This window comes from Aurantivibrio infirmus (assembly GCF_054767315.1).
The window spans coordinates 196,125-208,703 of sequence record NZ_BAAFSK010000003.1 but is presented as its reverse complement, the minus strand read 5'-3'; the positions used below and the strand labels follow the sequence as shown (position 1 = coordinate 208,703).

14 protein-coding genes and 1 tRNA gene are annotated in these 12,579 nt (G+C 43.0%); 10 read left to right on the top strand and 5 right to left on the bottom strand.

Annotated features, from left to right (window positions below):
* Positions 1 to 199 precede the first annotated feature (199 nt).
* From ACYUCY_RS07735 to ACYUCY_RS07720, 4 genes are all read left to right on the top strand, one after another.
* Positions 200 to 682: a hypothetical protein gene (locus ACYUCY_RS07735; RefSeq protein WP_460225892.1), complete on the top strand. Its 483-nt coding sequence runs from the start codon at positions 200 to 202 to the stop codon at positions 680 to 682.
* On the top strand, positions 663 to 1,073 hold the full coding sequence (locus ACYUCY_RS07730) for an ExbD/TolR family protein (RefSeq protein ID WP_460225891.1): 411 nt from the start codon (positions 663 to 665) through the stop codon (positions 1,071 to 1,073). Before ACYUCY_RS07735 ends, ACYUCY_RS07730 begins: the two co-directional genes overlap by 20 nt.
* A 114-nt stretch (positions 1,074 to 1,187) precedes the next feature.
* Positions 1,188 to 1,976 (top strand): hypothetical protein, encoded by a 789-nt coding sequence (locus ACYUCY_RS07725; protein WP_460225890.1) that lies wholly within the window; start codon positions 1,188 to 1,190, stop codon positions 1,974 to 1,976.
* A gap of 90 nt (positions 1,977 to 2,066) precedes the next feature.
* Positions 2,067 to 2,426, top strand: coding sequence for a GFA family protein (locus ACYUCY_RS07720; protein WP_460225889.1), 360 nt, complete (start codon positions 2,067 to 2,069; stop codon positions 2,424 to 2,426).
* A gap of 379 nt (positions 2,427 to 2,805) precedes the next feature.
* Here ACYUCY_RS07720 and ACYUCY_RS07715 read toward each other — a convergent pair.
* A tRNA-Pro gene (locus ACYUCY_RS07715) sits at positions 2,806 to 2,882 on the bottom strand.
* A 236-nt stretch (positions 2,883 to 3,118) separates the two neighbouring features.
* Here ACYUCY_RS07715 and msrA point away from each other — a divergent pair.
* Positions 3,119 to 3,742 carry a peptide-methionine (S)-S-oxide reductase MsrA gene (msrA, locus tag ACYUCY_RS07710; RefSeq protein ID WP_460226226.1) on the top strand — a complete coding sequence of 208 codons (624 nt, stop codon included), beginning with the start codon at positions 3,119 to 3,121 and terminating at the stop codon, positions 3,740 to 3,742.
* Positions 3,743 to 3,815: 73 nt separating this feature from the next.
* Positions 3,816 to 4,727, top strand: a complete 912-nt coding sequence (locus ACYUCY_RS07705) for a DUF4382 domain-containing protein (RefSeq protein ID WP_460225888.1) — start codon at positions 3,816 to 3,818, stop codon at positions 4,725 to 4,727.
* 54 nt (positions 4,728 to 4,781) lie between these two features.
* Here the strand turns inward: ACYUCY_RS07705 and ACYUCY_RS07700 are convergent, their stop codons facing one another.
* The 3 genes from ACYUCY_RS07700 to ACYUCY_RS07690 all read right to left on the bottom strand — a co-directional run bounded on the left by ACYUCY_RS07700 (position 4,782) and on the right by ACYUCY_RS07690 (position 8,698).
* Positions 4,782 to 7,358, bottom strand: coding sequence for a CS1-pili formation C-terminal domain-containing protein (locus tag ACYUCY_RS07700; RefSeq protein ID WP_460225887.1), 2,577 nt, complete (start codon positions 7,356 to 7,358; stop codon positions 4,782 to 4,784).
* A 16-nt stretch (positions 7,359 to 7,374) separates the two neighbouring features.
* Positions 7,375 to 8,016, bottom strand: coding sequence for a fimbrial biogenesis chaperone (locus ACYUCY_RS07695; RefSeq protein WP_460225886.1), 642 nt, complete (start codon positions 8,014 to 8,016; stop codon positions 7,375 to 7,377).
* 124 nt (positions 8,017 to 8,140) lie between these two features.
* Positions 8,141 to 8,698 carry a hypothetical protein gene (locus ACYUCY_RS07690; protein ID WP_460225885.1) on the bottom strand — a complete coding sequence of 186 codons (558 nt, stop codon included), beginning with the start codon at positions 8,696 to 8,698 and terminating at the stop codon, positions 8,141 to 8,143.
* Positions 8,699 to 9,014: 316 nt separating this feature from the next.
* Between ACYUCY_RS07690 and ACYUCY_RS07685 the strand changes: the two genes are divergently transcribed.
* Positions 9,015 to 9,320: a hypothetical protein gene (locus ACYUCY_RS07685; RefSeq protein ID WP_460225884.1), complete on the top strand. Its 306-nt coding sequence runs from the start codon at positions 9,015 to 9,017 to the stop codon at positions 9,318 to 9,320.
* A gap of 286 nt (positions 9,321 to 9,606) precedes the next feature.
* Here the strand turns inward: ACYUCY_RS07685 and ACYUCY_RS07680 are convergent, their stop codons facing one another.
* Positions 9,607 to 10,674 (bottom strand): YheT family hydrolase, encoded by a 1,068-nt coding sequence (locus tag ACYUCY_RS07680; RefSeq protein WP_460225883.1) that lies wholly within the window; start codon positions 10,672 to 10,674, stop codon positions 9,607 to 9,609.
* 104 nt (positions 10,675 to 10,778) lie between these two features.
* Between ACYUCY_RS07680 and ACYUCY_RS07675 the strand changes: the two genes are divergently transcribed.
* The 3 genes from ACYUCY_RS07675 to ACYUCY_RS07665 are packed head-to-tail and all read left to right on the top strand — an operon-like array spanning position 10,779 to position 12,260.
* On the top strand, positions 10,779 to 11,612 hold the full coding sequence (locus ACYUCY_RS07675; RefSeq protein ID WP_460225882.1) for a M23 family metallopeptidase: 834 nt from the start codon (positions 10,779 to 10,781) through the stop codon (positions 11,610 to 11,612).
* A 41-nt stretch (positions 11,613 to 11,653) separates the two neighbouring features.
* Positions 11,654 to 11,851: a Trm112 family protein gene (locus tag ACYUCY_RS07670; RefSeq protein WP_460225881.1), complete on the top strand. Its 198-nt coding sequence runs from the start codon at positions 11,654 to 11,656 to the stop codon at positions 11,849 to 11,851.
* A gap of 58 nt (positions 11,852 to 11,909) precedes the next feature.
* The gene (locus tag ACYUCY_RS07665; protein WP_460225880.1) at positions 11,910 to 12,260 is read left to right on the top strand and encodes a histidine triad nucleotide-binding protein; all 351 of its coding nucleotides are present in this window, start codon (positions 11,910 to 11,912) and stop codon (positions 12,258 to 12,260) included.
* Positions 12,261 to 12,579: the final 319 nt, after the last annotated feature.

Below are 12,579 nucleotides of genomic sequence, written 5' to 3'. Positions count from 1 at the left end.
CAAATATCATAAAAGGCTGTGTCGATTTCCACGACAGGATATTTCTGCTTCTAATCATTCCCTTTGTATAAAACCAGTCCTAATATAGAATTTTTTTTCTGACTATGAATGTCGGAAGTATGCAGCATGGGTATATGTGTACCTTATGCCTAGACCTCGCCATGCTATCTATTAAGCTGTTATGATTTTTGAGGTAGAGATGAAGTATCTACAAAAAATTACTGCGTTTTTTGTTATCTCCAGTACCTTAGCAGGATGCGTTCCTTTTCCATCAAAGAATATTGAAACTCCAAATGTTTCTGGTGTGTTAACAGAAGATGGGGTAGGACTTGAAGGTTATAATGTTCAATTTGCTTACGGGGTTAATGATTCCTGTTCTACTAGCAGTGGTCAAGAAGCGCATTCTGCTATTACAGATAAGGAAGGTAGTTTTAATTTTGAAATCACGTACAAGTGGTCTTTGGTTCGGTGGGCAGTACCACTAGACAGAATTGAATATTTTAATTTGTGTTTTGTTGGGCCCGACGGGAGTAAAAAATGGGCGTATGTTTCTCACATGAGAACGCCTGCGTGGGCTCCTGATATTAAATTATCTTGCAAAAATGAAAGGCTTCTTTTGGAGCCAAAGGAAATTGAAAGTGGTTTTAAGGTAAATCCAACTTGTGAAAAAGTACAACCATAATAAACGGCTCAAACGGACCTCCACTGCGTCGCGTGTTTTGTGCTTTTTGGCTACGCTTGCACGAAACAATCAACTCCGTTCCGGCGGCTTAGCCGGGCGTTATGGATATATGAAAATCAATATCGTAATTATTTCAACATTTATGATTCTCGTTGCTGGCTGCGAAAAGGAAGCTCAAGAATTAACAATATCGATTCACCGCGAAGAAGTTTTTATAAACTCCGAAAAAGTAGTTGACCTAGAAGGTGAACTGAAGTCTCTTTCCTGCTCAGAAGACACAAAAATTAAACTTCAAGCCACGCAAGGGCTGCCTTACGACCAGCTAAAAATGGTGATGAGTCAAATTTCCAAGGCTGGTTGCATGAATCAACTTGAATTTGAGCGGTTGTAAATACTGTGGTAAAAATGCATAACAAGGCAAACGTTTTGACTTTTATAAGCGCCCGCTTTGCCTTCACTTATCAAATCCGCACATTGCGGAGTTCTGAGTTCATCAGAGTTGGTTATGTTAGGAATGTTTAAGTCGAAGCCACTATTGTCTGTTGATGACGCTGAATTTCAGGTGGCGACCTATAAATGGTTATTGAAGAACTATGGTGGGGAAGATTTTTATAAAAACACCAAATTAGTTTTGCCAACGAAAGAATTTTTTCCTTCAAAGGTAGAAAGTGAAGAAGAAGCCGCTGTTGAAACGTTCAATACTGTAAAGGGATTCGCCGGTATGCAGGATTGGCCTTGCAGGCTTGAGCGACAGGAGGAAGATGTGAATCCTCTGGTGTCACCAACAATAGCTGTTAGGAACGTACCAACAAATCCATTAGGAACGTTTGAGGCAAAGGACCAAACTGAAGTAGTCATAACCTACAACCCCGTCATCGTTGCTAACCCCGCTCAACTTGTAGCAACATTTGCGCACGAGCTAGCACATTACCTCACCGGCTCTTGTAAAAAAGAACCTCCAGGCGGCTGGGAAAATTGGGAGTTTGCTACTGATATAGCAGCAACATTTCTAGGTTTTGGAGTTTTCATGGCAAATTCTGCATCGAACTTTTCGCAATTTGCTGATCTAGACTCACAAGGCTGGCAACACAATCGAAGTGGTTATCTATCTGAAGAAGAGCATATATTTGCTCTTGCGATATTTATCAAGCTGCAAAATATTACTTATGAAAATGTGTTCAAGCACTTGAAACCTAGTCTTACGAAGATGCTCAGAAAAGTAATTCCAGAAATAGAAGCACTCAATATTTTAGAAGAGTTGTCTTCTGTAAAGTACGTGGAAGACCACTCATAACAAGTTCAGACATGCGACGCTCAAAGCGCGGCATGCTAAAAGTAAATAAATGGATAGGAATTTTTCCGACAAAGCTGAGAAATTTACTTCATGATTGAATCGACATGTCATTGCGGAGCAGTAAGAATTGAGGTTTCAAAAAAGCCTGATTTTGTAACTGACTGCAATTGTTCTATTGATCGTCGCTTGGGAGCACTTTGGGCGTATTACAAACGAGAGGAGATCAAAATAATTGGTCATCCCGAAAATACAGACGAATACATTTGGGGGGAAAAGACGCTTAGAACGGTTCGTTGTAGAAGTTGCGGGTGTACGACGCATTGGGAACCGCTAGAAATCAAAAGTGATAGTATCTTTGGCGTCAATACGAGAAATTTTGAACGAGACGTAGTTAAAGGCATCCGGGTTCGCCACTTTGATGGCGCCGATACTTGGAAATTCTTGGATTAATTTATGAGTTACAACATATTAAATAGTAATAAATATGCATCAAATTAAAAGACCAGAGTAAATGATTCAGAAACTAAAATTAATCTGAATTAAATCCTGAATACGTTTCATCCTTGGTCGGAGCGAGAGGGTGAGAAGAGCGTTTTATAAAGCGACAGCTTTATGCAATTAGGCAAATAAGTGCTCCTGCTTTATTTGCACTCCTGCCGTCCTGGCAGTCGAACGACTGCGCAGCAAGCCGGGAATCCTCAGCGGAGACCAAACGGATGTTTGGTCGGAGCGAGAGGGTGAGTAAACGTTTTTTAGCAAAGTATTGCTTTGCGTTTACGAACGACTGCGCAGCAGGCCGGGAATCCTCAGCGGAGACAAAACGGATGTTTGGTCGGAGCGAGAGGATTTGAACCTCCGACCCCCTCGTCCCGAACGAGGTGCGCTACCAAGCTGCGCTACGCTCCGATAATGAATTTAATTTCGCCGATAATATAACTGAGATAGCAGAACCCCTCAAATTCCCGGTTAAGACAGTCAAAAGTGTGAATTGCTGTACAACTGTCTAAAAAACTTCCTTCCTTATGAAGCAATTCGAGCTAGATCTTGTCCATGGATTCGCGCTAGGCTTCGTTCTTAAAATTATCCGTGTTGATCGCTAGAGTCGCTTTGGAGTAAGAAAAGTGTTTGGAAAAAAATTGGAGATGCCGACAAAAGAAACAGCACTGCCGGGTCGAGAAGTGGAGATGTTTGTTACCAATCGCCACTATGTGAACAGTAATCCGATCAAGGCTCCGTTCCCTGAAAACCTTCAGACCGCAGCTTTTGGCATGGGATGTTTTTGGGGGGCAGAAAGACGCTTTTGGCAGCAACCCGGTGTTTTTAGCAGCGCTGTTGGCTATGCAGGTGGTTTTACACCTAATCCAAGTTATGAAGAGGTGTGCACGGGTGGAACCGGTCACAACGAAGTGGTGTTGGTGGTCTTTGATCCCGCGAAGATAGGTTTTAGCGATTTATTGAAAACCTTTTGGGAATCCCACGATCCCACTCAAGGCATGCGACAAGGCAATGATCGTGGTACTCAGTATCGCTCGGGTATTTATACAACAACTGCGTTACAACTCGATGAGGCTCAGCGCAGCAAGCAGCAGTACGAAACCTTGCTATCAAAGCAATTTCTCGGCGTCAGTAAAGCTAGCATCACCACGGAAATAAAAACGCTTGATCACTTTTATTATGCTGAAGAGTATCATCAGCAATATTTGGCAAAAAATCCCAATGGTTATTGCGGACTCGCGGGCACGGGCGTGGCTTATCAGCAGTGTTAGAGCAAAAACGACGTTAACCCAGTATAGGTTTTAGCGCGTAATCTTAGAAATTAATAAGTAAAGGTAAAGTGGTTTGAATTATTTGATTAGTAAAAGTTTTTTATTTGTCTTGATCTTCGTGCTCGGATTATCCGCCTGTCGTGGTACCAATGATAATGACGGTTTTGGCAATGACACCAGTGGTTTTACTTTGTCAATCACCGATGGTCCGATTGAAGGTGCGAGAAGTGTGGTGATTCCAATTACCGGAATCGAGGTGAAGCCGCGCAATGATGCTGCTATATCTTTTAATTTAGATCCACCATTTGAAGATAACTTGTTGGATTTTCAAAATGGTCTTAGCGAAATTTTATTGGATGATATTAGTTTGGCGGAAGGGGAGTATGATCATATTCGCTTGATCGTTGACGATGCCAATGCCTTTATTGAGTTGAATAATAATCAACGATTTGATTTGCCGATCGGGGCGGGCTTTGAGAGTCAGTTACAAATTAATTTGAATTTTACCATTGATAATGAAGATGAAACTGATTTTACAATTGATTTTGATCTTCGTAAGTCGGTTTTCGATATGGGTGCGAATGTCTTCGAATTGAGGCCGTCCTTGCGTTTGGCTCGTACCCAAGAATCTGGCACATTGCGTGGTACTGTTGCAGAAAGTCTTATCACCAGCTCAACATGTAACAACGGCATCAGTAATGACGAAGGGAACGTTGTTTATCTCTTTGATGGCACAGTAACGGCGCAGGATATTCAAGGCAATGCTGGCGACCCAATTGCAACCGGGGTTGTGTCTCGATCTAATTCTAGTTCGAATCACTCGTTTACCATCGGGTTTTTAGCGCCCGGAAATTATACCGCAGCGTTTACCTGTAATGCGGTGCGAGATGAACCAGCAGAAGATAATAATTTTGCAATGCGTTTTTCTAATCCGGAAAATGTAACGGTTGTACAAGGTGATTCAAACAATATTAACTTTAATTAATATTGTTTGAAAAAAACGAGAACTAGAAAGGAAGTTAATCTTAGAATCGTGCAATTAAATACCTGCATTTAATTGTTTTTTTATCAGGCTGCACTTTAGTTTACCCAATGCACCGATCCCGTTTTTACTTTTGTAACTGGGTAGGTCGACTTCACAGCTGGCTTCGATAGTTTCGACATTAATTGTTTTGGTGCCGCGACGAATCTCCGCTTGAAATAAACCATCATCGTCGGTTGTTGAAAATCCAGAAACACCACTGATTAATGCGTTGGCGATAGGGAATCCATTCTCGTCAAACATCTGTCCAAATACTACCTCAAGCTCTGAGGCTTCCCACTCGAGCGTTACGATATTACCTGGGTAAAGGGTGACATCTTTTATTTTCTGATCATAATCGACAAACGAACTGCCCCGTGGACGTAATTGCACTTGATAACGCTCGTAAGGGCGTAGATTTACGGCGAGCGTTTTATTCGGATAGGCGATGCCTCGAGGATTACCGTTTACGAGAACATCGAAACTAGCGTCAGTCAATTCGCCACTTACTTTAATCAAAACGGCACTTTGCGACTGGTCTCTGCTGCCTAATTTTGCGGTCGAGTCGTTCAATAAAAAGCTGGTAAATGCACTGCCATTAATTCTCGTTGATGATTGATCATCCTTTTGAATATGCTCGGCCTGTAATCGCGCGCGACCGCTTTGGGTGGCTAAATCCATTTCGGCGCCATAACTATTTTGATTGCTTTGGTTTCGCGCTCGTACATCGACTCGTAGATCTTTATCTGAATAAATGTCTCTATCATGCCAGCTCACAACGCCTCGTGTTTGAAAATCATTTGAGGCGTTATTATTGTTACTGTCATTAATAGCGTATTCCGGTTGTAACTGAGCTGTGAAGTGCTTGCCATTTAAACGGAGTTCTAAAGTCATTAAGCCAAAATTGACGCCGTTTTCTCGGCTAAAGGTGATGCCCGATAACATTTCACTCACGCCGACGCGCATACGGGGGAATTCAAATCGTGATGAATAATTTTTTAACGTTTCGTTGTTGCGGCGATTGGTACGCGCAGATAATTCAAATCGGCCAAAGGGTAGGGCGGTAGACACTGTTAATGATGATTGAGCGCTAGATTCGCCGATGAAGTCACTTAGGTCATTGGGGTCATAATTATTATTGGTGACCTTGCGGATGTTGGCGTTGACAAAAAAATTCGAAAATTGTGTTCGAAGATTTACGCTGCCGCCGATTTTGGAATCGTTACCTGAGAATGCTCCCATACTGAATTGATGAAAACGTCCGATATGGGTCAAACCAAGTTCAAGTGAGTAATTGTCTTCCACTTGACTGAGGCCTGCGAGGATACCAAATTGATCGCTTAAACGATCATGATAGCCTCCTCTTAGTAAGGTGAGGCCAGTATTGTTTGCAAAACCACTGTTGCTTTTTAAATTAAGTAATTCACCGGCTTCGAAAAAATAAAGCGCTTGGTCGGTAGGTGGTAGTTGTGTGGTTTTAACATAAAACCGAGTTTCTTCTCGGGTTTGGTCTCCACTTTCTCGAATTTGAATGGTGATGTCGTAGGCGCCGTCAGGTAGTTGCGTCGTATCTAAAATTTGGTTGCCTTGATCGTAAAATCGAGAGCTAATGAGTCGGCCGTCTTTAAATAATAATACTTCACTGCGTTCAGCCAAAAACACTTTTAATTCGTTGCCGGCGGTTTGTCGCAGGTCTTCGCGGGTTTTTAAAGAGCTGGCGAGGCGAATACCACGAATGGGTGAGTCGCCCATGAATTGGAAGCTGCCGCTGTTACTGCGAAAATATCCTAGTTGATATTCTTTTCCCTGCCAGTCGCGACTAATGACAGCAGTGTCTATATTGTTGATGCCGTCGTTTTGCACACTGCCAATAATTTGCAGACGGTTTTCTTGGTAAGCAAATGTTGAGTTACTGTTTAAGGTGTAGTTTTCATCCTTAGATTCGGTAATGCCAGAATAGGCCGCATTCATTGATTGTAGCCACGACCAACCACTATCGGAAGCGGGTAGGAATTTTTGTATGCCAGCATTTTTAATGGTGAAAAAATCTGGATTGATAAAAAGGTCTGCGCGAAAACGATTTTCGTCAAAAATAACACCGGATACTTCTGGCGCTAATTTTCCACAATCCCTTTGGCCTTGGTATTGGCAAAGCGAATCCAAGTTTGTGGTGATGGGACCAGTTAAGTTGCTTAAGACCAGGTCTCCATTTTTTAAATATGGAATATTTTTAACGATTTCTTCTGGCTTTGACAGCGTGATTTCTTTAGCACTAAAGGTTGCGATTTGTGAGGCTAGAAATTGCCCAGCGAAATAGATATCAACTAATGTCGTTTGTGGCTCGTTAAGTGATTCGAAACCCGGTGGTACGAAGGAATCGGATGGTGTGAGAGAGAGCTCCAATGTTGGCTTCGGTGGCGCGACGGGATCAACTTTAAACTGAGACTTGTCGATCGAGGGGTTTGTAGTGGATTCAGGAATGATTATCGGTGGCGGAGCAGTATCTATATCAACAATATCTTGAGCAAAAGAGTGCTGCGCCAGCAATAAAAAGCTAGCGCAAAATACATTTAAATACACTCTCTGCAAATTCATTGACTGCTCGGCAATATTATTCGGTGCGAAACTCTCGCACGCCATTGAAGTTGGTAAGGGTTAAGGTTGCGGGTAATTCTTTTTCAAGTTCCACTTGCCAAAGATTTCCTGGGTAAACTCGATGTGCCGCGATATCGACACAAGCCTCTTCATTGGCTTCGCACTGTTTTCCATTGCTAATTAATACATTGGTATTGCCATTGTTTTTGACGAACAGTTGATTAGCTTCGCGGCGAATTTCTAAATCTTCCTGGGGGTTCGCGGGATCAATAATAACGAGCAGTTGATAGGCGACGACAACACGAACGACTGAGCCTTCGTCATCTTGTAACGGCGGCAATACCGGCGTGACGTTGACCCGATAAATCCTTTCGTCGTTTTCACCCGGTGCTAAATTAACAATACGTACAAGTTTTTGGTTGTTGGCAGGGATCGCCAGCTTGCTTGGGCTCACAATCAGTTTTAACTCTTCTGGATCGGTTACTTTTACTCTTTCTTCTTGTTCCGTTCCAGGATTACGCACTTCGAAAACTTCAATTTCTACATAGCCAACATCGTCACCGTTGTTAATGACTTTGATGTCTTTGCGCGGCTCTTCATCAGCGGCTAGCCGAACAATGGCTCTATCGACATAAATATCGGCCGTGGCGAAGGGCATAAAAAAAAGCAAAAACAAAATGCTTAAACTAGTGGAACGAAATTTAGTTAAATAATTCATGGTCTACGCTCACTCAAATGAGACTGCCTTGTCTGTTTGTTGTATAAAATATTTCTATTCATATTTATTCCGCCGCAACAGTTAGGGTCAAGAACCCACCATAGGTGCCGGGTGTTGCGGGTAGCAAGTCACTCGATTTGAACAATAAAGAAAACGCTGCGCTATCTTCTCCATTGCAATCTGGGTTTTGTGTCTTCATCGAGTAAAACGGCGAGGCTTGTCCTGGTGATAATTCATCGCTGGTTATTGCTGTAAGATCGCCACGAAAAAACAATTGGTAAGCGATTGAGTCGCCAGAAGTACTGCGTAGCTGGAAAGGGTTTTTACCTCCATCTTGGCCAGCTGCAATGACGCTATAGCGTCCACCTACATTGCCGCGCACGCAAATACGCTCTTCCGCAATTAAATCTTGGCTACGGTCTGTCACATTCAAAACGATGTCACCGACATTTGAAATTTGGATGCTAGGTTGCAGAGTTAAGGTGATGGTGGTGGTTGCTGTCGACGATTCAGCACCGGCTTCACCTTGAATAGCGCTGAAGGCGTGGGAGCAATACAGAAATACCAGCGAAGTAATCGCGAATAGACCGCTTGTCTTCTTATGCTTGCACCCGACTGTCATCAGTAAAACCTTGTGTTTTCAATAAGTTACTTTTCAAGTTTACCTTTGCGTCGAGAAATGTACATTTATTGGCGGGAGCTTCTGAGTAGTGGCTTAAATTAGCGATTAGAGGTCTATAAATGAGGGTGGTGATGTTCAATATTTGCTCATTTCGGGGCGCTCTCTCAGTTTTAGTGGCAGCGCTTATATCGGTGCGATAACTACTGTGAGGTCCTCATTGCGCTCTTTTTTGCTCTCTGTCCCTTGGTAAGGCTGGCGTTTACAGTAATTAATTAAGCTCTCAGATGTTTTGTCTGTGGCTAAGAGGCTAATAGATTTGTCGGCGGAACCGGCCGAGATTGTTCTCGGCAAAATTGGCGATACGCTGGCGCAAAAAGACTTTATAGCTTTCTCGCCGGTGGCGGCAGAGCCGAAGCTGTCGCTAAACTCAAAATTGAATCCTTTTGCGGGTTGTGGGTTGAGATCTATTCCAGATAAGTCCTGGTCCAAAACGGACAACGTTTTACGCGGCGGTATGACCAAAGTTATGCCAATTGTTGTTGATGCGGTGGCGGTACTTCGCGATGTAAAAGAAGATTTTTTGTCGTCAATAGCCGGTGCGGAATATGAGCCAGCGGCATAAAAAAATAAAAACAGGCTGATGCCAACTGATTCGAAATGGATTCGTGTAAGCCCAAAAGATAAAAAACGAAACAAAAAATTACCAGGGATTAACATGTAGCGCGCTCATTACTTTTAGTGAGGGATTTCGATCCGATATTAAAAGTGTAGCTACAGTTTTTTAGCTGACTAGGGCTTTTGAAATAAAAATTATTGGTATGTCAATAAAGCGACTTTATTTTATCGGTGGCTTGCTAAAAATAATTCCGCCAGAAATTTGTCGCTAGTTATTTGTTGTGGGTCAGACTCTATGGGTTTTGAAAAATACTCACTAAAGCTTCATCGGCCCAGCTATTCATTCTTAGGTCTTTAAGAAATGCGCAATGAGAGCCAAATTCAGTAATCGAAAAAGAGAGGTTTTTTGATGATTGTGATTGCGGCAAAAAATCTGCGCAGGTGATTGGGTCGTCCAAACTATTGATGATGGTTGTGCTTAATTTTAGCGAACCTAGTTGTTCGGGTGTTATTTGATAAGCCTCAAAATACTCATTACGATTATCGAATGGTGTAAAGCGAGGTACGAAAAAGTCGTGCATGTCGGCTAAGGACCTAAGCTTTTTTAGCTCATCGCCATACGCGTAACCGGGAAAGTGACGTAATTTTTTTAGCAGGGAATTTCGCCATTTGCTAACAAAATATTTCTGGTAGAAAAAGTTTGCGTTTTCTAGTGCGGTCAGTGTTTTAGCGGGGTCAATGACCGGGCATACAGCAACGACTTTGTTAAACCGCAACTGATTTCGCCTGGCTGATAAAGCCACCCGCAAAGCGAAATTTCCTCCTAGAGAAAAACCCGCAAGATAATTGTCGCTGTGGGGCCATTGTTGCTGAATTGATTTGATAGCTCCGTTCACTTCGTCAATTAAAGTTGAATTAAATAAACCTTGATTGAGTCGTTGACTGTCACCATGGTCGCGAAGATTTAAACGGAATACGTTGTAACCCGCAGTAAATAAAGCCATAGCTGCAGAAAGAACATAGGCCGATTGACTCGAGCCCTCCCAACCATGAATGAGGATGACAAGGCCTTGCTGGTTAGCTCTATCGAAGGTGAGTTCCCCGGAGAGTTGTACGTCTTGGTTTTGTGAAAAACTTTGGCGAGTGGTACTAGTATCTATTTTAGATTCGGAGCCGATGAACTTGTTAACGACGCCTTGGTCTTCGACGCCACTATTGATTAAATGATCGCTAGTGTGATCCAAAAACGCTTTCATTCGGCGTTTTAATAACAGTTTTCTAATCCCAGTGCTGGAAAGGATATTCTGCACATCTGGGTTGCGCAGCAAAAAAGATGGTTTTAGTGGATCTAATGCATTCATTTATCGGGAAGCTCGTAATGAAACCGTAGGGGATTTTAGGGTATTATTCGCCACTATGGCCAGAACAAGCCAAAGATAATTAATTTCTGAGGAAAGTATTGATAATGATCTGCAAAAAAGCGCTATTATCTTTCGTCACTCTAGTCACGATCGTGATGGGATTATCCATACCGCAATTGAGTATCGCTCTCGAAATTAAAGGGGATTGGATTCAAGGCAGAATGCTGATTGGCAGTGTCGAGCCGGGTTCTAAAGTTAGTTTTTTAGATCGAGATGTGAGTGTCGGAGAAGACGGCACTTTCGTTTTTGGGCTTGGGCGCGATGCGAAACCGAAAGCGGCAATTACTGTAACGAATCCTGACGGCAGTTCAAGCACCCATGAGTTCAAGGTCGAACAGCGACAATATAATATTCAACGTGTTAACGGTGTTCCCCAGCAAACCGTAGATCCTCCACCGGAACAAATTGCAAGAATCAATAAAGAAAGCGCGCTAACCAGGAAGGCGAGACGCTTGGATTTGCCCGCGCGCCATTTCCTACAGGAATTTCAATGGCCCTTACTTGGCCCAATCACTGGCGTCTACGGTAGCCAACGCGTCTATAACGGCAAGCCAGGCACGCCACATTTTGGTGTCGATATAGCAGCGCCCACCGGCACGGTAGTTCGGGCGCCTATCGACGGTGTTGTCAGTCTTGCATACGACGATATGTTTTACTCCGGTGGTACCTTGATCATTGACCATGGCCACGGCATATCCTCGACATTTATTCATTTGAGCAAGATTTTGGTCAAAGATGGTGACGAAATTAAACAGGGCGACCCGATTGCTGAAGTGGGTGCGACGGGTAGGGCAACAGGTCCGCATCTGGATTGGCGAATGAATTGGTTTAATTATCGAATTGACCCACAATTACTCGTTGCCCCTATGCCTGAATAGAAAAAAACGAGAATGATTAAATTAATAGGAAAGAGTTGGCTATGATCGATAAAAAATTGATGGCTTTGATGGTTTGCCCGGTGAGCAAAGCGCCGTTAGAGTTTGATAAGGAAAATAATGAATTGATTTGTTGGGCAAGCGGCTTGGTATACCCAATTCGGAATGGTTTTCCTGTTTTGATTGAGGCTGAAGCGAGGGCCTTGACCGAAGAGGAAAAGCAGCGCAGAAGAAGCGCTTAAGATTCCCAATTTAAGGAATATAAACCAATTGCTTTACAGCGATAGAAAAGGGCAGCGAATGAGCGAAGCAACACTTTTTACAAAGATCATTAATAAAGAGATTCCTGCTGATATCGTTTATGAAGACGATCGTTGTATCTGCATAAAAGACATTTCTCCCCAAGCACCAACTCATGTGTTACTGATCCCCAATAAACCCATTCCCCGATTAGTCGATGCCGAAGAGGCTGACCATGAATTGCTTGGGTATCTTATGGGGCGGGTAAATGTCATTGCCAAAAAGCTGGGCATTGAAGACGCGTTTCGAGTGGTGATCAACAATGGTAGTGGCGCGGGTCAGACCGTCTTTCACTTGCATATACATATCTTGGCAAACAAGACATTCGAGGAATCAGGCCTAGGCTTTTAATCCTGATTTATAACAAGTCGCCGAATAATCTTTAGCCACAGCAAAGCCTGGTCAATAAACCTAGAGTGGCGATATATTGAAGCACGCAATACGGCGAAGTTAGTCTCGAAGCGTCAGTTTGGTGGGATTTAAAGCGCTAGCGACAATCCAATAAATATTGTCATTACCACTAATAGGCTGACTACCAATAGTCCAAGGGTTTTGAGAGTTTGCCCGTCACCAGGCTGTAAACCACTACTCATGTCGCATCTCCATCTCTATTTATTTTTATATTGAATGAAAACTGAAAGATCGTGTGGTGGTCATCATATGCCCATTC

Excerpts from the sequence above, each read along its gene's own strand:
- ACYUCY_RS07725 (WP_460225890.1), top strand. The coding sequence starts at position 1,188 with ATGTTAGGAATGTTTAAGTCGAAGCCACTATTGTCTGTTGATGACGCT.
- msrA (WP_460226226.1), top strand. The coding sequence starts at position 3,119 with ATGCCGACAAAAGAAACAGCACTGCCGGGTCGAGAAGTGGAGATGTTT.
- ACYUCY_RS07675 (WP_460225882.1), top strand. The coding sequence starts at position 10,779 with ATGATCTGCAAAAAAGCGCTATTATCTTTCGTCACTCTAGTCACGATC.
- ACYUCY_RS07665 (WP_460225880.1), top strand. The coding sequence starts at position 11,910 with ATGAGCGAAGCAACACTTTTTACAAAGATCATTAATAAAGAGATTCCT.
- ACYUCY_RS07700 (WP_460225887.1), bottom strand. The coding sequence starts at position 7,358 with ATGAATTTGCAGAGAGTGTATTTAAATGTATTTTGCGCTAGCTTTTTA.
- ACYUCY_RS07735 (WP_460225892.1), top strand. The coding sequence starts at position 200 with ATGAAGTATCTACAAAAAATTACTGCGTTTTTTGTTATCTCCAGTACC.
- ACYUCY_RS07690 (WP_460225885.1), bottom strand. The coding sequence starts at position 8,698 with ATGACAGTCGGGTGCAAGCATAAGAAGACAAGCGGTCTATTCGCGATT.
- ACYUCY_RS07695 (WP_460225886.1), bottom strand. The coding sequence starts at position 8,016 with ATGCCCTTCGCCACGGCCGATATTTATGTCGATAGAGCCATTGTTCGG.
- ACYUCY_RS07680 (WP_460225883.1), bottom strand. The coding sequence starts at position 10,674 with ATGAATGCATTAGATCCACTAAAACCATCTTTTTTGCTGCGCAACCCA.
- ACYUCY_RS07670 (WP_460225881.1), top strand. The coding sequence starts at position 11,654 with ATGATCGATAAAAAATTGATGGCTTTGATGGTTTGCCCGGTGAGCAAA.
- ACYUCY_RS07720 (WP_460225889.1), top strand. The coding sequence starts at position 2,067 with ATGATTGAATCGACATGTCATTGCGGAGCAGTAAGAATTGAGGTTTCA.